The 18,321-nt window shown below is 33.6% G+C and carries 20 protein-coding genes; 15 read left to right on the top strand and 5 right to left on the bottom strand.

Features of this window, described 5'->3' with window-relative positions; translation table 11 throughout:
• Positions 1-355: 355 nt before the first annotated feature.
• From acnA to FS935_RS05160, 8 genes are all read left to right on the top strand, one after another.
• A complete protein-coding gene (gene acnA / locus FS935_RS05195) occupies positions 356-3,082 on the top strand; it encodes an aconitate hydratase AcnA (protein WP_146946497.1) in 2,727 nt (908 codons plus the stop codon).
• A gap of 149 nt (positions 3,083-3,231) precedes the next feature.
• Positions 3,232-3,642 carry a hypothetical protein gene (locus FS935_RS05190; protein WP_146946495.1) on the top strand — a complete coding sequence of 137 codons (411 nt, stop codon included), beginning with the start codon at positions 3,232-3,234 and terminating at the stop codon, positions 3,640-3,642.
• 17 nt (positions 3,643-3,659) lie between these two features.
• Positions 3,660-4,169 carry a redoxin domain-containing protein gene (locus FS935_RS05185; RefSeq protein ID WP_146946494.1) on the top strand — a complete coding sequence of 170 codons (510 nt, stop codon included), beginning with the start codon at positions 3,660-3,662 and terminating at the stop codon, positions 4,167-4,169.
• Between the two features lie 253 nt (positions 4,170-4,422).
• A complete protein-coding gene (locus FS935_RS05180) occupies positions 4,423-4,554 on the top strand; it encodes an FbpB family small basic protein (protein WP_146947066.1) in 132 nt (43 codons plus the stop codon).
• Between the two features lie 62 nt (positions 4,555-4,616).
• Positions 4,617-4,760 (top strand): acid-soluble spore protein N, encoded by a 144-nt coding sequence (locus FS935_RS05175; RefSeq protein ID WP_239589287.1) that lies wholly within the window; start codon positions 4,617-4,619, stop codon positions 4,758-4,760.
• 128 nt (positions 4,761-4,888) lie between these two features.
• Positions 4,889-5,134 (top strand): small acid-soluble spore protein Tlp, encoded by a 246-nt coding sequence (gene tlp / locus FS935_RS05170; RefSeq protein WP_146946492.1) that lies wholly within the window; start codon positions 4,889-4,891, stop codon positions 5,132-5,134.
• Positions 5,135-5,265: 131 nt separating this feature from the next.
• Positions 5,266-5,682: an acyl-CoA thioesterase gene (locus FS935_RS05165; RefSeq protein ID WP_146946490.1), complete on the top strand. Its 417-nt coding sequence runs from the start codon at positions 5,266-5,268 to the stop codon at positions 5,680-5,682.
• Between the two features lie 2 nt (positions 5,683-5,684).
• On the top strand, positions 5,685-5,990 hold the full coding sequence (locus FS935_RS05160; protein WP_146946489.1) for a hypothetical protein: 306 nt from the start codon (positions 5,685-5,687) through the stop codon (positions 5,988-5,990).
• 43 nt (positions 5,991-6,033) lie between these two features.
• Here FS935_RS05160 and FS935_RS05155 read toward each other — a convergent pair whose 3' ends face one another.
• A complete protein-coding gene (locus tag FS935_RS05155) occupies positions 6,034-6,324 on the bottom strand; it encodes a HesB/YadR/YfhF family protein (protein ID WP_146946488.1) in 291 nt (96 codons plus the stop codon).
• A gap of 376 nt (positions 6,325-6,700) precedes the next feature.
• The gene (gene plsY, locus FS935_RS05150) at positions 6,701-7,282 is read right to left on the bottom strand and encodes a glycerol-3-phosphate 1-O-acyltransferase PlsY (RefSeq protein WP_146946487.1); all 582 of its coding nucleotides are present in this window, start codon (positions 7,280-7,282) and stop codon (positions 6,701-6,703) included.
• A gap of 248 nt (positions 7,283-7,530) precedes the next feature.
• Here plsY and FS935_RS05145 point away from each other — a divergent pair, with 248 nt between their 5' ends.
• The 3 genes from FS935_RS05145 (at position 7,531) to parC (ending at position 12,632) form a co-directional block, all read left to right on the top strand.
• Complete coding sequence (locus FS935_RS05145) at positions 7,531-7,944, top strand: CoA-binding protein (protein WP_146947064.1); 414 nt, start codon at positions 7,531-7,533, stop codon at positions 7,942-7,944.
• 278 nt (positions 7,945-8,222) lie between these two features.
• Positions 8,223-10,190 (top strand): DNA topoisomerase IV subunit B, encoded by a 1,968-nt coding sequence (parE, locus tag FS935_RS05140; RefSeq protein WP_146946486.1) that lies wholly within the window; start codon positions 8,223-8,225, stop codon positions 10,188-10,190.
• 3 nt (positions 10,191-10,193) lie between these two features.
• Positions 10,194-12,632 carry a DNA topoisomerase IV subunit A gene (gene parC, locus FS935_RS05135; protein WP_168714467.1) on the top strand — a complete coding sequence of 813 codons (2,439 nt, stop codon included), beginning with the start codon at positions 10,194-10,196 and terminating at the stop codon, positions 12,630-12,632.
• Between the two features lie 50 nt (positions 12,633-12,682).
• Here the strand turns inward: parC and FS935_RS24155 are convergent, their stop codons facing one another.
• Together FS935_RS24155 and FS935_RS05130 are read right to left on the bottom strand one after the other, a co-directional pair.
• Positions 12,683-12,808 carry a hypothetical protein gene (locus tag FS935_RS24155; RefSeq protein WP_275580249.1) on the bottom strand — a complete coding sequence of 42 codons (126 nt, stop codon included), beginning with the start codon at positions 12,806-12,808 and terminating at the stop codon, positions 12,683-12,685.
• Positions 12,805-13,185 carry a hypothetical protein gene (locus tag FS935_RS05130; RefSeq protein ID WP_146946485.1) on the bottom strand — a complete coding sequence of 127 codons (381 nt, stop codon included), beginning with the start codon at positions 13,183-13,185 and terminating at the stop codon, positions 12,805-12,807. Before FS935_RS05130 ends, FS935_RS24155 begins: the two co-directional genes overlap by 4 nt.
• Positions 13,186-13,431: 246 nt before the next feature.
• Between FS935_RS05130 and FS935_RS05125 the strand changes: the two genes are divergently transcribed.
• On the top strand, positions 13,432-14,859 hold the full coding sequence (locus tag FS935_RS05125; protein WP_146946484.1) for an aldehyde dehydrogenase family protein: 1,428 nt from the start codon (positions 13,432-13,434) through the stop codon (positions 14,857-14,859).
• Between the two features lie 106 nt (positions 14,860-14,965).
• Here the strand turns inward: FS935_RS05125 and FS935_RS05120 are convergent, their stop codons facing one another.
• Positions 14,966-15,088 carry a biofilm-forming protein gene (locus FS935_RS05120; RefSeq protein WP_146946483.1) on the bottom strand — a complete coding sequence of 41 codons (123 nt, stop codon included), beginning with the start codon at positions 15,086-15,088 and terminating at the stop codon, positions 14,966-14,968.
• A 247-nt stretch (positions 15,089-15,335) separates the two neighbouring features.
• Between FS935_RS05120 and FS935_RS05115 the strand changes: the two genes are divergently transcribed.
• From FS935_RS05115 to FS935_RS05105, 3 genes are all read left to right on the top strand, one after another.
• Positions 15,336-15,989 carry an ABC transporter ATP-binding protein gene (locus FS935_RS05115; RefSeq protein ID WP_338036903.1) on the top strand — a complete coding sequence of 218 codons (654 nt, stop codon included), beginning with the start codon at positions 15,336-15,338 and terminating at the stop codon, positions 15,987-15,989.
• A complete protein-coding gene (locus tag FS935_RS05110; protein ID WP_146946481.1) occupies positions 15,986-16,768 on the top strand; it encodes an ABC transporter permease in 783 nt (260 codons plus the stop codon). Before FS935_RS05115 ends, FS935_RS05110 begins: the two co-directional genes overlap by 4 nt.
• Before the next feature lie 336 nt (positions 16,769-17,104).
• A complete protein-coding gene (locus tag FS935_RS05105) occupies positions 17,105-18,304 on the top strand; it encodes a SpoIID/LytB domain-containing protein (protein WP_240050825.1) in 1,200 nt (399 codons plus the stop codon).
• Positions 18,305-18,321 lie beyond the last annotated feature (17 nt).

The following is an 18,321-nucleotide window of genomic DNA, read 5'->3' as shown; positions in this document are numbered from 1 at the left end:
AATTGAATGCAGAAACATCAAGAAGAAATTCTAAATTTCTTAAGATTTCTCTTTTTCTTTTTAAATCGTTAACAAGAACAAGTTTATACATTCGGAATAGTATTAAAGAGGTGATCATTACGTTAAGCCTGAAGTTTAACAGAAAAAAACAATGCTAAATAGTTTAAAATTTGGTATAGTAAGAAAGTAAAAACTAGTACGCTTTCATAAGAATAACTTATACATATCAATAACATCATTGTTATTTACTTATGTTACTAGTTGTATTACTATTAAATTGAGAGAACATTCAAAAATGGGGTACCACCCTTCGACAAGAGTCGATTTCTTGATCTTATTAAGGGGGAAAAATTTAATGACTAATCAAGTGACTACGAACAAAGACGCTTTCCAAGCACGTAAAAGCTTTACAATCAATGGAAAAACGTACAACTACTACTCTTTACAAGCATTAGAAGATGCAGGAATTGGTAATGTTTCACGTTTACCATATTCAGTTAAGGTTCTTTTAGAATCTGTTCTACGTCAAGTAGATGGAAGAGTAATTACAAAAGAACATGTTGAAAATTTAGCAAAATGGGGTACTAGTGAACAAAAGGAAATCGATGTTCCTTTTAAACCATCACGTGTTATCCTTCAAGATTTCACAGGAGTTCCAGCTGTTGTTGACTTAGCATCATTAAGAAAAGCTATGGCTGACATGGGTGGAGATCCTGATAAAATCAATCCAGAAATTCCAGTTGACCTAGTAATTGACCACTCTGTACAGGTTGACAAAGCAGGAACTGCTGATTCACTTCAATTCAATATGGACCTTGAATTTGAACGTAATGCAGAACGTTATAAATTCCTAAGCTGGGCGAGAAAATCTCTTGATAACTATCGTGCAGTGCCACCTGCAACTGGTATCGTTCACCAAGTTAACTTAGAGTATTTAGCAAATGTAGTTCACGCTGTAGAAAATGAAAATGGTGAATTTGAAGCATTCCCAGATTCTCTAGTTGGTACAGATTCTCATACAACAATGATCAATGGTATTGGTGTTCTTGGATGGGGTGTTGGGGGTATCGAAGCAGAAGCTGGAATGTTAGGACAACCATCTTATTTCCCAGTTCCTGAAGTAATTGGTGTTAAATTAACAGGAGAACTTCCAAATGGAACAACTGCTACTGATTTAGCATTAAAAGTAACTCAAGTTTTACGTCAACAAGGTGTTGTAGGTAAATTCGTTGAGTTCTTTGGTCCTGGTGTAGCACAGCTTCCACTTGCAGATCGTGCGACAATTGCAAACATGGCTCCTGAATATGGTGCTACATGTGGATTCTTCCCAGTTGATGAAGAAGCATTAAACTACATGCGTTTAACTGGTCGTGAAGAAGAACAGATCCAAATCGTTGGTGACTACTGTAAAGCAAATGGATTATTCTTTACACCTGATAATGAAGATCCAATTTTCACAAAGGTTGTTGAAATTGATCTTTCTGAGATTGAAGCAAATCTTTCTGGTCCTAAACGTCCACAAGATTTAATTCCTCTATCAATGATGAAGGATACATTCCATGATCATTTAGTTGCGCCTGCTGGAAACCAAGGTTTCGGTTTAGAGCCAACTGAGATCAATAAAGAAATCACTGTTAAGTTCAAAAATGGTGATGAAACAAATATGAAAACTGGTGCGATTGCGATTGCTGCGATTACTAGTTGTACAAATACATCAAATCCATATGTACTAGTAGCTGCTGGACTTGTTGCGAAAAAGGCTACTGAACTTGGTCTAGAAGTTCCTAAATACGTAAAAACTTCTTTAGCTCCTGGTTCAAAGGTTGTAACTGGATATTTGGAAAACTCTGGTCTTTTACCACATTTAGAGAAGCTAGGATTTAACCTAGTTGGTTATGGCTGTACAACTTGTATTGGTAACTCTGGTCCACTTTTAGATGAAATCGAAGAAGCTGTTGCAGCTAACGATTTATTAGTAACATCTGTGTTATCTGGTAACCGTAACTTTGAAGGTCGTATTCATCCACTAGTAAAAGGTAACTACTTAGCTTCACCACCACTTGTTGTGGCATATGCACTTGCTGGTACTGTTGATGTTGATTTACAAAAAGATTCTTTAGGTAAAGATAAAGATGGAAATGATGTATTCTTTAAAGATATCTGGCCTGAAACTGATGAAATTAATGAAGTTGTTAACAAAACAGTTACACCAGAGCTATTCAGAAAAGAATATGAGCAAGTATTTGATGACAACGAACGTTGGAACGCAATTGAAACAACTGATGAAGCATTATATGTTTGGGATGATTCTTCAACATATATTCAAAACCCTCCTTTCTTTGAAGGTTTAGAAGCTGAAGCTGGAACTGTGGAAACTCTTAAAGATCTTCGTATTGTAGCAAAATTCGGTGATTCTGTTACTACTGACCATATTTCTCCTGCAGGTTCAATTGGTAAAGATACTCCTGCAGGTCGTTACTTACAAGAAAATGGTGTAACACCTAGAGAATTTAACTCTTACGGTTCTCGTCGTGGTAACCATGAAGTAATGATGAGAGGTACATTTGCAAATATCCGTATCAAAAACCAAATTGCACCAGGTACAGAAGGTGGATACACAACTTACTGGCCAACTGGTGAAGTAAAATCTATTTATGATGCATGTATGGATTATAAACAAGATGGTACAGGACTTGTTGTTTTAGCTGGTAAAGATTACGGTATGGGAAGTTCTCGTGACTGGGCAGCTAAAGGAACGAATCTTTTAGGAATTAAAACTGTAATTGCTGAAAGCTTTGAGCGTATTCACCGTAGTAACCTAGTTTTAATGGGTGTTCTTCCTCTACAATTTAAAGATGGAGAAAATGCTGAAGTATTAGGCCTAAATGGTAAAGAAACAATTGAAGTTGAAATTGGTGAATCAGTAAAACCACGTGATTTTGTTAAAGTAACAGCAACTGATGAAGCTGGAAACAAAAAAGAATTTGAAGTACTAGTTCGTTTCGACAGTGAAGTTGAAATTGATTACTACCGTCATGGTGGAATTCTTCAAATGGTATTACGTGATAAACTAAAAGCTTAATAAACACAAAAAAAGGAACGGACTAGTCCGTTCCTTTTTTGTGTTGCTTAACCTTTTTATATACTCGTCTTCTTGTTTGTCATATAATATTCATTGTTAGTAAGCTTATTACATGGTTAAATAGAATAGAACCGTTAGGAGAAAGCCGCATGTATGACGCACTACAAATAGGGCCATTTACGATTCAATATTTTTTACTGATTGCCGTAGCAACATTTTTACTTACATACTTTATTCTTGATTCATTTTTAAAAGATTCAGAAGTCAAAAAGTTACTTAAAAAGCATTACTGGACAATTGTGTTCATCTTATTTTTATCTTATAAATTTGGTATTGTGATTTTTAGACCAGAGCTATTAAGGTCATCTAGTTGGATTTTTATGACTGGAGGAGAGAAAGGGATATATTTAGGTATTTTTCTGGCATTTTCTTTCTTACTTTGGCAAGTATTGAGGAAAAATGCTTCTATAAAAGCGGTCATTTATATGTATGGGTTAGTAATCGTTTGTTTTACGATCTTATTTCAAATTATTAAAATATTTGTTCTGTCGATTTTGTAGGAGGTTATCGTTTTAAAATGAAGAAAATATTAGCCATTTCAATTCTTGTTTTCTTAATTGGTTATGCAATATATAACACTGTTATCCCTTCAAATGCTAAGGTAGGTGTGACAGAAGGAAATGCAGCTCCTGATTTTGAGTTAACAACACTTGATGGAGAAAAAATGAGTCTTTCTGATTTAAAAGGAAAAAAGGTTCTCATAAATTTCTGGGCAACTTGGTGTCCTCCATGCCGTTCAGAGATGCCTGATATGCAACAGATTTATGATGAGTATGATGATGACGTAGTTATTGCTGCTGTTAATCTTACGAGCTCTGAAAGCAGTGTAGATACAGTCGAGTCCTTTGTTAATGAACTTAGCTTAACATTTCCTATCTTACTAGACGAAAAAGGAAAAGTGAATAATGAGTATGAGGTATTATCATATCCAACTTCTTATTTCATTGATGAAGAGGGCATTATTAAAACGAAATTTGTAGGTGCTTTATCATATGATCAAATGAAGAAATTAATTGATGATATGTAATGAATAGAGATATTTAACTGCTGAGATGCTTCATATCTCAGTGGTTTTTTAGTTGTTTTAATATTTATTGTACTGATTAAGTTTTAAGATTTTCTTCTTTCATTTTCCTCGTCATACTAACCAATATGGTTACATTCTTTTTCTTTTTTTGTCGAGAAAAGCCGGATATAGATTATTTAATAAAAATGTTTTAAGATTTCTGAAAATTGGGTATCCTTCTAATAAATAACTCGGAGGTGTACTTTCAACGATGATGAGAAAAAACAAGAAAAAAACATTTGAAGAATTAGTTCTTGAAAACAAACAACAACTGTTAAAAGATCAGGAAGCATTAGATCGAATAGAGGAAAGATGGGAACAAAGAATGTTGAAAAAATTAGATTAACAGTGATTTCTAATTATTGATTTGCTTCTTGTGGGCATTCTATGTGTGAGGAGGCGATAAGATTGTCTAACCAAAACGATACTCAAACACATTATAATCCATCACATGTTGGAATGAAGCCAAGAGGCTTTGGTAATAACAAAGGAAAAAAAATGCAAGATACATCTGGTAAACATGCACAAGTTATTCAAACAAAGGGTGAATAACTCTTTCTTTCAATTAATCAAATGTTGAGTAAAAAATAGTATGTTTAAGCAGACTATAATTGTCTAAATTGGAAACTTAGATTTATATGACTTCATCATTTATTAAACAATGGAAGGAAGATTAAAACATGCCAAAACATACAAAGCCAAATCCAGATGACCGTTCTGACAATGTAGAAAAGTTACAAAGTATGGTCCAAAATACAATCGAAAACATTGAAGAAGCACAGGATTCTCTACAATTTGCTAATCCTGAGGAACGAGAGCGAATTGAAGCGAAAAATCATCGTCGTGAAGAAAGCATTAATGCGATGAGAAATGAAATAAAAGATGAAGCACAAGCACGTGAAAACGGCTTCCGTCACGATGAATAATTAACACTAGAACCAGGCATTTGCCTGGTTTATTTTTGTGCATTTTTCTTTCAATAAATTTTCCATTTATGTTATGCTTGTTTGAAGAATTTATAAAAAACAATGTTATTGTGCAACAAGGAGAGAAATAGATGCATGTATCTAAGAAAGAAATTGAAGTAAGGTATGCTGAAACAGATCAAATGGGTGTTGTTTATCACGCTAATTATTTAATTTGGATGGAGTTAGGAAGAACAAAGCTAATTCAGGATTTAGGTTTTTCTTATGCAGGAATGGAAGAACAGGGAATAATTTCACCAGTAATCGACTTAGATATTTCTTATAAGAAGCCTCTTCGTTATGGTGAAATCGCTACAGTACATACTTGGATTGAAGCTTATAATGGTCTAAAAAGTATTTATGGATATGAAATTTTTAATTCAAAAGGTGACTTAGCAGTAACAGCAACTTCTAGTCATGTTTGTGTTCAAAAAGATTCTTTTAGACCGGTAAAGTTTAAAAAGCTTTTTCCAGATTGGCATGAAGCTTATGAAAAGGCCAAAAAATAAGTATGGCTTTTGGTATAACGCGCCAGGAATTAACTAATTGGAAGAAAGATGTTATACAAGGAGAAATTGCATTTTTAACACATTATTGGCTAGATGATCGTTTTCCAGATTCACATTGTGTGACAAAAGTAGGTTGTGCTAATGTTGAGAAGTTAGCTAAATGGGGATCACAATTTGGATTAAAAAAAGAATGGATTCATCATTATGACTTATTTCCACATTTTGATTTATTAGGCGAAAAACAGTTTCTTATTTTAAAGCATTATGGTTTAGAAGACCATATCAAAAAATTCAAATTAAAAATTTAGTAAAAAAAGGTCAAAATGCTTAAAAGCTTTTGACCTTTTTACGTTAATTTTCATACTGAAAGATTGGTTCATCTTCACTTTTATCAAGCTCTACACGCAAATTATGATTATCAAAATACCAGATATCACGTTTTTCGACAAAAAAAGTAATACCTTTGCTATCAAAACTTGCCCCAATATCTTCTGGAGTTTGTTTTACAACACCTAGAGAAAATCCTTTTTGTACATTACTGCAGCCACCATATCTCACAAAAAATTGAACCATATCTCCTTTTTCAAGTTGTAGTTCATTTATATACCAGCTTGCAGCGTTATCTTCAACAACCATTTTCATTTATTTCACTCTCCTTATTATTAAAATGAAAGGGTGTTTACTTAGTAAACTTTTCCCTAATTAGATTAGAAATAACAACCTTTATTCATATTATAGTTCAGAAAAGTGGTTAACTCTATAAATTCAACTTATTGAACGTGTGAAATTTATGTAAAAAAACCACTATTTTAGTGGTTTCAGACAGTTACCACAAACGCTCATTTTCTACGTTACTACTTTGCTGTGTTTTTTATCAAACAGGGCAAATTCATTCTTAACTAGGCTTCTTGCCTCAAGTGTTTTAAGCAGTATGAGGGGCTTGTAACTATACTTTGTCTACAAACTGAAACCACGATATTAGTGGTTTTCAATCAAACTAAAAGAAAAATGTATAGTCCTATAACCACTTTACTTTAGGCTCTGTTTTGTCGATAATTCTTTTAATATTTGCGCGGTGTCGATAAATAACAAAAGCAGTTAATAACGAGATGACAATGATTAAACCAATCTCGCCAATAAATATGCTATAGATAATACCATAAACACCAGCTAACATTGAAGATAATGAAACATATTTAGAGAGATAAAGAACAAGAAAAAAGAAAGCAATCATCGTGATAACCATTAGTGGTTGGACAAATAATAAAAGTCCAGCAGAAGTTGCTACTGCTTTACCACCTTTGAATTTTGCGAAGATAGGATATGTATGACCAATTACTGCAAAAACACCAACTAAAAGTGGATTTAATTCACTGTTAAAAAGTAATGGTAATGATGCAGCTAATGTCCCTTTTAAAATATCTGAAATAGTTACAATCAGGCCAGCCTTTACTCCAAGAGTACGAAATGTATTCGTTCCTCCTAAGTTTCCGCTTCCATGTTCACGGATATCTACTCCATAACCGATTTTACCAACAATAAGTCCAAATGGAATCGATCCTAGGAGATACGCTAAAATAAAAATCAATGCTTCAATCATAATAGTGCTCCTTTACGTATTCTTCTTATATTCTATCACGAGAAAATAGAAAAACTCTATTAGAGAATAAAAAAATCGAAAATCTCCCAAGTTAATAACAAATTCTAGATTTAGTATGAGAGTTTGGGCACGAACTCATGCGGTGTTAAAAACAAAGAAGATAACCAAACTAGTGTGATTATGCTTAAGCTAATTCATTGAATATTAGAGTTTTAGTTGATATTATGAAGAAAAAGGAGCAGGTTAAAATGACAATTGAAAACCCGACTAGACAGGAAATTGGTGAAATTTTAAAACAAAGTAAAACAATTGCGGTCGTTGGTTTATCCGATAATCCTGATCGTACATCATACATGGTTAGTAAAGCGATGCAGGATGCAGGTTATGAGATTATCCCTGTTAATCCAACTGTTGATGAAGTACTTGGTCAGAAAGCCGTGTCTTCTTTAAGAGATATTAAAACACATGTTGATATTGTTAACGTATTTCGACGTTCTGAGCATTTGCTTTCTGTAGCAGAAGAGTTTTTAGAAATTGATGCTGATATTTATTGGGCTCAATTAGGTCTTGAGAATGAAGATGCATATAATTTGTTAAAAAAAGCAAACAAAACAGTAGTAATGAATCGATGTATTAAGGTAGAGCATGCTATGACAAAGTGAATATTCAGCTTACTATTTTTAAAAATCCTTGTAAAAAACAAGGGTTTTTTATTTTATTACACGAATAATGTTTGCTAAACTCGTTTTACCATATACAATAAAGCAAGGATAATGTTTAATTTGCATGATAATGACGTACAAATAATATAAGATTATTTCGCCTTTCTTTTAAAGAAGCGGGTTGTCGATACGCAAATTATTGTATAAAATACTAAAACATGCGTTCTAATTCAAATACTCATTTTTGATTGTGTGTCTACTGAAAGGGGTTTAGTCGTTTGAGTAATAAGCAACAATTTGATTATAATGATGATGCCATACAAGTCTTAGAAGGACTGGAAGCTGTCAGAAAACGACCAGGTATGTATATTGGAAGTACAGATAGTCGTGGTTTGCATCATCTCGTATACGAGATTGTCGATAACTCCGTTGATGAAGCTTTGGCTGGTCACGGAGATCATATAATTGTAAAAATACATAAAGATAACAGTATTTCTGTTCAAGATAAAGGGCGTGGTATGCCTACTGGAATGCATAAGTTAGGTAAGCCAACTCCTGAGGTCATTTTAACAATCCTCCATGCAGGAGGTAAATTCGGTCAAGGTGGTTATAAAACAAGTGGAGGTCTACATGGAGTAGGTGCGTCAGTTGTAAACGCTTTGTCTGAATGGCTTGTTGTAACGATTCAACGAGATGGCTTTGTGTATGAACAAAGATTCGAAAATGGTGGTAAACCAGCAACAACATTAGAGAAAAAAGGTAAAACAAATAGATCAGGCACAAAAATTCATTTTAAACCAGATCCTACTATTTTTAGTACAACAACTTATAACTTTGAAACGTTGAGTGAACGCTTAAGAGAGTCGGCCTTTTTGTTAAAAGGCTTTAAGATCGAGTTAATTGATGAGCGACAGGATCAAAGTGAAGTTTATCATTATGAAACAGGTATTGAAGCATTTGTTACTTACTTAAACGAAGAGAAGGATGCCCTTCATCCAGTTGTTTCATTTGAAGGTATCCAAAATGGAATTGAAGTTGATTTTGCCTTTCAATTTAATGATGGGTACTCAGAAAATATTTTATCTTTTGTTAATAATGTCCGTACAAAAGACGGAGGAACACATGAAGCTGGTTCAAAGACAGCTATGACCAGAGCTTTTAATGAATATGCTCGTAAAACAGGTGTGTTGAAGGAAAAAGATAAAAATTTAGAAGGATCAGATATACGAGAAGGTCTAGCAGCAATTATTTCTGTTCGTATTCCAGAAGAGCTTCTTCAATTTGAAGGCCAAACAAAAGGGAAATTAGGTACAAGTGAAGCTAGATCGGCTGTAGATGCAATTGTATCTGAGAATCTATCTTATTTTCTTGAAGAAAACCCTGATGAAGGAACATTACTAGTTAAAAAGGCTATAAAAGCATTTCAAGCGCGAGAAGCTGCACGAAAAGCTCGAGAAGAAGCCAGAAGTGGAAAGAAGCGTAAACGCTCTGAAACAACGCTAAGTGGGAAATTAACACCTGCTCAATCTCGAAACCCATTAAAAAACGAAATTTATTTAGTTGAGGGTGATTCAGCAGGTGGATCAGCTAAACAAGGTCGCGATCGTCGCTTTCAAGCAGTTCTCCCTTTAAGAGGTAAAGTAATAAATACCGAAAAAGCTAAATTGGCTGATATATTTAAAAATGAAGAGATCAATACGATCATCCATGCAATTGGTGCTGGAGTTGGTGCTGAATTTTTAATTGAAGATGTCAATTATGATAAAGTCATTATCATGACGGATGCTGATACAGATGGAGCACATATACAGGTTCTGCTTTTAACATTCTTTTATCGTTATATGAAACCACTGATTGAAAACGGTAAAGTCTTTATTGCTTTACCACCTTTATACAAGGTAAGTAAAGGTTCAGGGAAAAAAGAAGTTGTAGAATATGCGTGGTCTGATGATGAATTAAGTGGTGCTATCTCTAAAGTAGGTAAAGGCTATATGATTCAGCGTTATAAAGGTCTAGGTGAGATGAATGCTGATCAGCTTTGGGAAACGACGATGAATCCAGAATCAAGAACACTTATTCGAGTGAAAATTGATGATGCTGCCCGTGCTGAACGCCGTGTGACAACACTTATGGGTGATAAAGTTGAACCACGACGTAAATGGATTGAAAGTAATGTAGCGTTTGGTCTTGATGAAGAAACAAATATATTAGAAAACGAACACTTATCGGTAGTAGAGGAGGTATAGGTTTTGGCAGATTCAGTAGAAATATTTCGAGATTTACCTCTTGAAGATGTACTAGGTGATCGTTTCGGACGTTATAGTAAGTACATCATTCAAGATCGTGCTCTTCCTGATGCGCGTGATGGTTTAAAGCCTGTACAACGAAGAATTTTATACGCGATGCATGTAGAAGGTAATACAAATGATAAGCACTATCGAAAATCAGCAAAAACAGTTGGTAATGTTATTGGTAACTATCATCCCCATGGTGATACTTCTGTTTATGATGCGATGGTGCGTATGAGTCAGGATTGGAAGTTACGTAACCTTCAAATTCAAATGCATGGTAACAACGGAAGCATTGATGGTGATCCACCTGCTGCAATGCGTTATACAGAAGCAAGGTTATCAGCAATTGCTTCTGAATTATTACGTGATATAGATAAAGAAACAGTCGAGTTTGTACCGAATTTCGATGATACAAGTAAAGAACCATTAGTGTTACCTGCAATGTTTCCGAATTTATTAGTGAATGGTTCGACTGGAATTTCTGCAGGATATGCAACAGATATTCCACCACATCATTTAGGGGAAGTTATTGATGCAGTTATAAAACGTATGGACAATCCATTTTCTACAGTTGATGAATTAATGACGGTTATAAAAGGACCAGATTTTCCAACTGGTGGTATTATTCAAGGTGTTGAAGGAATTAAAAAAGCTTACGAGACAGGTAAGGGCAAAATAATTCTTCGTGGAAAAGCATGCATTGAAGATATACGTGGCAGTAAGCAACAAATAGTAATTACCGAGATTCCATATGAAATAAACAAAGCAAATCTTGTAAAACGAATCGATGAATTTAGAATTGAGCGAAAAGTAGAAGGAATCTCAGAGGTTCGTGATGAAACAGATCGAACAGGTTTACGAATTGTCATTGAATTGAAAAAAGATGCAAATGCAGAAGGTGTCCTGCATTATTTATATAAAAACAGTGACCTTCAAATTACATATAACTTCAACATGGTAGCGATTCACAACCGAAGACCAATGCTAATGAGTTTACCTTCGATTTTAGATGCTTACATAAACCATCAAAAGGAAGTTGTAACAAACCGTTCAAAATATGAATTACGTAAAGCTCGTGAGCGTCAGCATATTGTAGAAGGACTAATTAAGGCTTTATCAATTTTAGATGAAGTAATTACTACAATTAGAGCATCAAAGGATAAGCGTGATGCGAAGGATAACTTAATTCAAAAATATCAATTTACTGAAGCACAAGCTGAAGCAATTGTTTCTTTACAACTTTATCGTTTAACAAATACAGATATAACAGCTTTGACAAATGAAGCTGAAGAGTTAGCAAAGAAAGTTGAGGAGCTTACCAATATCTTAAATGATGAAAAAGTTTTAATTAAAGTTATTAAAACGGACTTGAAAAAAGTTAAAAAAACATATGCAGATGAAAGACGCTCTGTGATACAAGCTGAAATTGAAGAAATTAAGATTAATCTTGAAGTTATGATCGCTTCAGAGGATGTTATCGTAACCGTAACTAAAGATGGTTATGTAAAAAGAACAAGTCAGCGATCCTATGCAGCATCTAATGGCCAAGATTTTGGTATGAAGGAAACTGACAGGCTTCTCAGTCAATTTGAGATAAATACAACTGAAGTAGTGTTGTTGTTTACAAATAAAGGGAATTATTTGTATTGTCCTGTTCATGAGCTGCCAGATATTCGTTGGAAGGATTTAGGTCAGCATATTGCAAATATCATTCCTATAGAACGTGATGAACAAATATTAAAAGCAATTCCGGTAAAAAGCTTTGATGAAAACTTATTCCTAACTTTTATAACAAAGTCTGGTATGGTGAAAAAATCAGAGTTAAGTCAATATAAAGCACAAAGATATTCCAAGCCTTTAGTTGCTGTAAATTTAAAAGGTGATGATAAAGTAGTTGATGTTCATGTAACATCGGGAACAGAAGACTTATTCTTAGTCACGAGTTCAGGTTATGGCTTATGGTTTGCAGAAGAAGAAGTGAATGTTGTTGGACCAAGAGCTGCTGGTGTAAAAGGAATTAACCTTAAGCCAGATGATTATGTGGTTAGTGGTAATATTGTTAATCCGAATAAAAAAGCTTATTTAGTTATTGCAACCCAAAGAGGTGCAGTAAAGAAGATGTCATTAAATGATTTTGAAAAATCCTCTCGTGCAAAGCGTGGATTAGTCATGCTACGAGAGCTTAAAAGCAATCCTCATCGAATAATAGGAGGAGCTATTGTTCAGGAAAAGGAAGATTTCTATATTGAATCGTCAGGTGGCACTGTTGAATGTATAAATGTTTCAGCATTACGTGCAGTTGATCGATATAGCAATGGGTCATTTGTCATTGATGAACAAGAAGCAGGAGCTATTATTGAGGTATGGATATCACCATCAGAAGAACAAAATAAATAAAAAAAGGGCTGATCAGCATTTTAAAATTGCTGATCAGCCCTTTTTGGTTATTATTGTGATTTATTTTTATATAATTCAGTAATTGCGTGTGTTAATTCAATTCCTTGGTATGTTAATAAGCTTAATGCTGTTAACGAAAACAGAACTACCGGTATTAATCGAATAAAAAACATCATTTATAAAACCTCCAATTAAATTTAATTACCTGAGTGTTTAATAAATGACTTTTTGAGAGATAAGAAGATTGATAATGAACAGAACAAAGGAAATGTCTCACTTTTTCTCTTCCTGCTATAAGCATACTAAACAGACATAAAATCATGGCTGCAAGTAACACTAGAAAGCTCATACCTATGAAGCTATTAAATAAATCAATATGCTTCTTTTTGTCCTCATCTATTTGTAGAAATACATGAGATGATTCAGCTTCAACAGCAATCATATGGTTATGATCTGAATGAGGATGATTACCATATGACATCGAAACAATGTGAGAGCCGGAAAGGACAATCAGAAACATGATGATTGATTTAATCAGGAAAAGTTGTTTCAATGATATCACCCCTTTGCCATATAATAGACATATCATAGTCTTTTTTAAGCTATTTGAAAAGTGTTTTTTTTGTCGCAACAAATTATTTTTTTATAATATTGTTTACGTAAGTGTTTCCATTTCTATTATTTCGGGAAGTTAATAATTAATGATGAAATTGATAAATTTATATTGTTAGTGATAAACTCAAAATGAACCGAATAGAAAATTTAAACAGTAAGTTTTTTATTTGAGAGGAGATCATAAATGAATATTCAAGGATTATTGATAAATGGAAAATATGTTATGAAAGAAAGAACTTATCCTTTGTATGCTCCTTACGACGGTAGGTTGCTTGCTAAGATCAGCATGGCTGATGAAGAAGATGTAAAAGAAGCGATCAGTGGAGCACATGAAGCATTTAAATCAATGAAGGACATGCCTGCATATAAGCGAGCTGAAATATTGTTTAACGTTTCTAAAATTATTCGTGAACGAAGTGATCAGCTGGCTACAGTAATAGCAAACGAGGCCGGTAAACCAATTAAAGCAGCTAGAGCTGAAATAAGTCGTACTATCGTTACATATGAATTTGCAGCAGAGGAAGCAAAACGGATTTATGGAGAAACCATTCCTATGGATGCTGCACCTGGTGGAGAAAATCGTATTGGGATGACCTGGAGAGAGCCGATTGGTGTTGTAACAGCCATCAGCCCTTTTAATTTCCCTTTTAATCTTGTTGCACATAAGTTAGGTCCTGCGTTTGCAGCAGGCAATACAGTTGTGTTAAAGCCTGCTGAAAAAACACCATTAAGTGCGTTTTTAATTGCTGAGATATTTCAACAAGCAGGTCTTCCTGAAGGTGCTTTACAGGTGATAACTGGAAGCGGAAAAGAACTTAGCGATGCGTTAATCACAGATGAGAGAGTCAAAAAAGTAACATTTACAGGCAGTGCTGCTGTTGGAAAGATCATTAAGCAAAAAGCCGGCTTACGGAAAGTAACACTAGAACTTGGTTCGAACTCAGGCTTAATCGTAGAACCAGATATTCCTATGGACAAAATTATCCCAAGATGTGTGGAGGGTGCATTTGCCTTTGCAGGACAAGTTTGTATTTCTCTTCAACGGATTTATGTTCATGAGTCAATTTATCAAACATTCACTGAGAAATTTATAGAACAAGCAAAACAATTGAAAATCGGTGATCCATTAGATGATAAAACAGATATTAGTACGATGATCGATGAAGCTGAGGCGAAGCGGATTGACACATGGGTAAAAGCTGCAGTAGATCAAGGTGCTAAAATTGGCTTAGGTGGTAAAAGAGAGGGATCGATCTTTACACCAACTGTTTTATTAGATGTGAAACAAGATATGGCTGTTTCTTGTGAAGAAACGTTTGCACCAGTTGTGTCGATTGTTCCATATCAACATTTAGACGAGGCAATTGAAATGGTCAATGATTCCGTATATGGATTAAACGTTGCTTTGTATACTCAAAATATTAATAATGCTCTAAATGCTTCTAGAAAACTGGAATCAGGAGGAGTTATTATTAATGATATACCTACTTTTAGACTGGATCATATGCCATATGGTGGAGTAAAAGAAAGTGGTTATGGACGTGAAGGTATCAAATATGCTGTAGAAGAAATGACGGAATTAAAGTTTGTTACCATCAAAACAGAATTTTAGTCTATCTCATTGTTAAAAGGGAGTTAATACAAGAACTCCCTTTTAGCTAAGTTTTTAATGTTTCTTTTCTTTAACTAGATATTATTGTATTTTTTATTAATTTCTATTACTTATTGTTATCCTTACCTTTGTTTTTCTTATTCGGATTGTCTACTTGAAAAGCTGTTTCAGTTTCATGATCATTTTTTATTTGTTCAATGCTTGAATTTTGAATATCTTTTTTCACAATTTACACCACCTTTTATTAAAGATCATTATGTAGGATTTGTATTACTTATAGTTTTTATGATTAGTCATTTACTTTATTTTGATAATAGGGTTAATTTCAATGATTTTAGTGGTTTTACATATGAAAATGGAAGTATAGGGGCTTATGGTTATCCACTTATTGAGGTTTATACCTTTAGAAAGTGGTTATTTTTATTTTGAAAAAAACTTTATATTTACAATGGAGGTTTCATAGAGGATGATCGTCTATAGAAAATATAGGGAGTTTTATGATGTTTACTATTAAAAATTTGCACTTTAAAGATATTTTAGAAATTGAAACTATGGATATTCCTAAAAATAAAATCACTTGTATCGTTGGTGAAAGTGGGGCAGGAAAGTCAACTTTATTAAAAATGTTAAATATTATGCTTTCTCCTGATAAAGGAGAGATCTATTACAAAGGAAAAAACCTACTTAAAGAAGATCCAATTAAGCATAGAAGATTAGTTGTGATGTTACCACAGCAGCCAACGATTTTTGATGGAACAATTCGAAAAAACATAAATATCGGCTTGGAATTCGCAGGGAATGATGTACAAGATGATTCTAAGCTTTTGAATGCATTGGAACTAGTTCATTTAGCTAAAAGTCTAGATGAGGATGCTGAAACACTTTCTGGTGGGGAAAAGCAACGTCTTGCACTTGCGAGGGCATATATAATGAATCCGGAAGTCTTTTTACTTGATGAGCCTACAGCGGCACTTGATGATGATACCGAGGATAAGGTAATGGAAAGCTTTATTAATAAAATAAAAGAAAACAATCAAACTGCTGTTCTTATTACTCATTCCCAAAAGCTAGCAGCAAAATACGGAGAAAATACGATTACTCTAAATAAAAATGGAGGAGGAAGTAAGTGACAAATATCGTAAGAGATATTGAATTTTGGAGACTTTGTGCAGGCTACGTTTTTATTTTACTATTAATTGGTTTTGTAAAATGGAGAGGGCTAAAGAGAGAGAAGCGGATCATCATATCCACCGCTCGAATGACGATTCAATTAGTGTTGGTTGGTTATATACTTACCTATATCTTTAAGGAACCAAATCCATATCTTATTAGCCTAATTGTATTATTTATGTTAACATTTGCGATTTTCAATACATTCAAACAAGTTGCAAAGACTTTAACGAAAAAACTTAAAAAAATTATTGCTTTATCAATGGTAGCAGGATCACTTATTACGTTAGTTTATTTCAACTTTGTCGTCATCCATTTTCAGCCTTGGTATGAACCTCAATATTTAATTCCTATTGCAGGTATGATTATTGGAAATTCTATGACGGGCATTACACTTGGTGTAAAGAACTTACTTGACGGTATCCATAGAGAAAGAAATTTAATAGAAGGAGCGCTAATGCTAGGAGCTACACCAGAGGTTGCGACAAAATCTGTTGTGAATTCAGCATTTGATTCAGCCATTTTACCTACTATTAATAATATGGTTGGGATGGGGATCGTGTTTTTACCAGGTATGATGACAGGTCAAATTCTTGCCGGAATAAGTCCACTAATTGCAATAGAATACCAAATTGCCATTTTATTAGGAATAACAGGCAGTGTAGCACTTACAATTATGATTTTTACTCATTATGGGTATAAAACATTTTTCAATGAAAGAGATCAGTTTGAGATATAATGCTTAAAAACAGTAAATAACGGAGAAAACTATTTTAAAAAGTTACAAAATTACATAACAAAAGATTCGTTAAAAGTAAAAAGTCATGATCACCATTGAGGTCATGACTTTTTAACTTTGGTGAGATCTCTAATCTCTAGTCCATAAAACCAGAGAGGAAATTCATTTAAGATCATTAATATATACTTTTAGTGGTAATGAAAATGGAGAAAAGAATACGATTAAGTAAATTCAAGAATACTAATACCTATGAAACGTATAATTTTATTTTTACTATTTGTATCTATATTTACCAGTCAAGAAACTGTATATGCTAATGACATATTAAAGGTCAAGTTGAAAAATTACATAGGAGATACAGATGAGCTCACTATAGAGGTCAAAGGTAGATATACAACTTTGAATGGAATTGAGGAAATAAGAGAAGGAGTTAAACACATTTTATCCGTTAAAAAAGGATCTATGTTATTAACTAATCATGATGACAAAATGGTACTAAGTGAATCTTTTATCTTAATACCTGATCATTATAATAAAGAGCATGTTATCACAATTAATGATAAAAAATACCTAGGTGCAATGGAATTTATCATAGAAGACGATAAATACATTAGACCCATTAATCATATTTTTTTGGAAGATTATTTAAAAGGTGTTGTTCCTTTTGAGGTATTTCCATCATGGAAGATAGAAACGTTAAAGGCGCAGTCGCTTGCTGCTAGGACCTACACCGTGACTCATATGGACAAAGAAATGGATGATACCATTCAATTTCAAGTTTATGGGGGATATGAATGGTTCGAACAAGCTTCTAGAGCAGTTGATGAAACAAAAGGTGAAATTATTACTTTTGAAAATAAACCAATTAATGCTTATTATTCGGCAAGTAACGGTGGAGTGACTGAAAACAACGAAAATGTATGGAATGAAACAGCAAAATCTTATTTTCCCATTAAGATTGATCCTTACGATCCGATTCAACCATGGACACTACGTTTACATAAAGAGCAGCTATTATTAGCAAGGATAGATGCTACTAGAATGAACTGGTGGAACAAGTTGGAAGAAAAAGAACAGTCTATAATAGAACCCATGAAAAAAAGGCTAAACAAACAAGGTTTTGAAGGGGATATAAAAATCTTATCGATCTCAAATCTAGATATATCACCAGATCTTTTTGAATCAAATCGTTCAAAAAAAGGTTCAATTAAAATAGAATTTTTAAGATGTTTGATAGAAGGAACAATTTTATATGAAGTATTTGAGCTCAACGGGGTTGAAATTGATCAAATAAGACCTTTAATAGGTGGATCAACCTTTAGAAGCTACTTCATTGATACATTCGAAGAACACGATCGTTATTATGTTATAAGAGGTAGAGGGTTTGGTCACGGTGTAGGAATGAGTCAATGGGGTGCAAGTATAATGGGCGATAGAGGTTACAAATATAAAGAAATCATTGAACATTATTATCCAGGGACAACAATTAAAAAAATCTCAACTATAAACAAACAGGTGCATGATGATGAAAGTTGAGTATAATATAGAATTGA

This window comes from Metabacillus litoralis (genome assembly GCF_007994985.1).
Classification (GTDB): Bacteria; Bacillota; Bacilli; order Bacillales; family Bacillaceae; genus Metabacillus; species Metabacillus litoralis.
The sequence above is the reverse complement of the archived record's forward strand: the minus strand, read 5'-3'. Positions and strand labels throughout refer to the sequence as shown.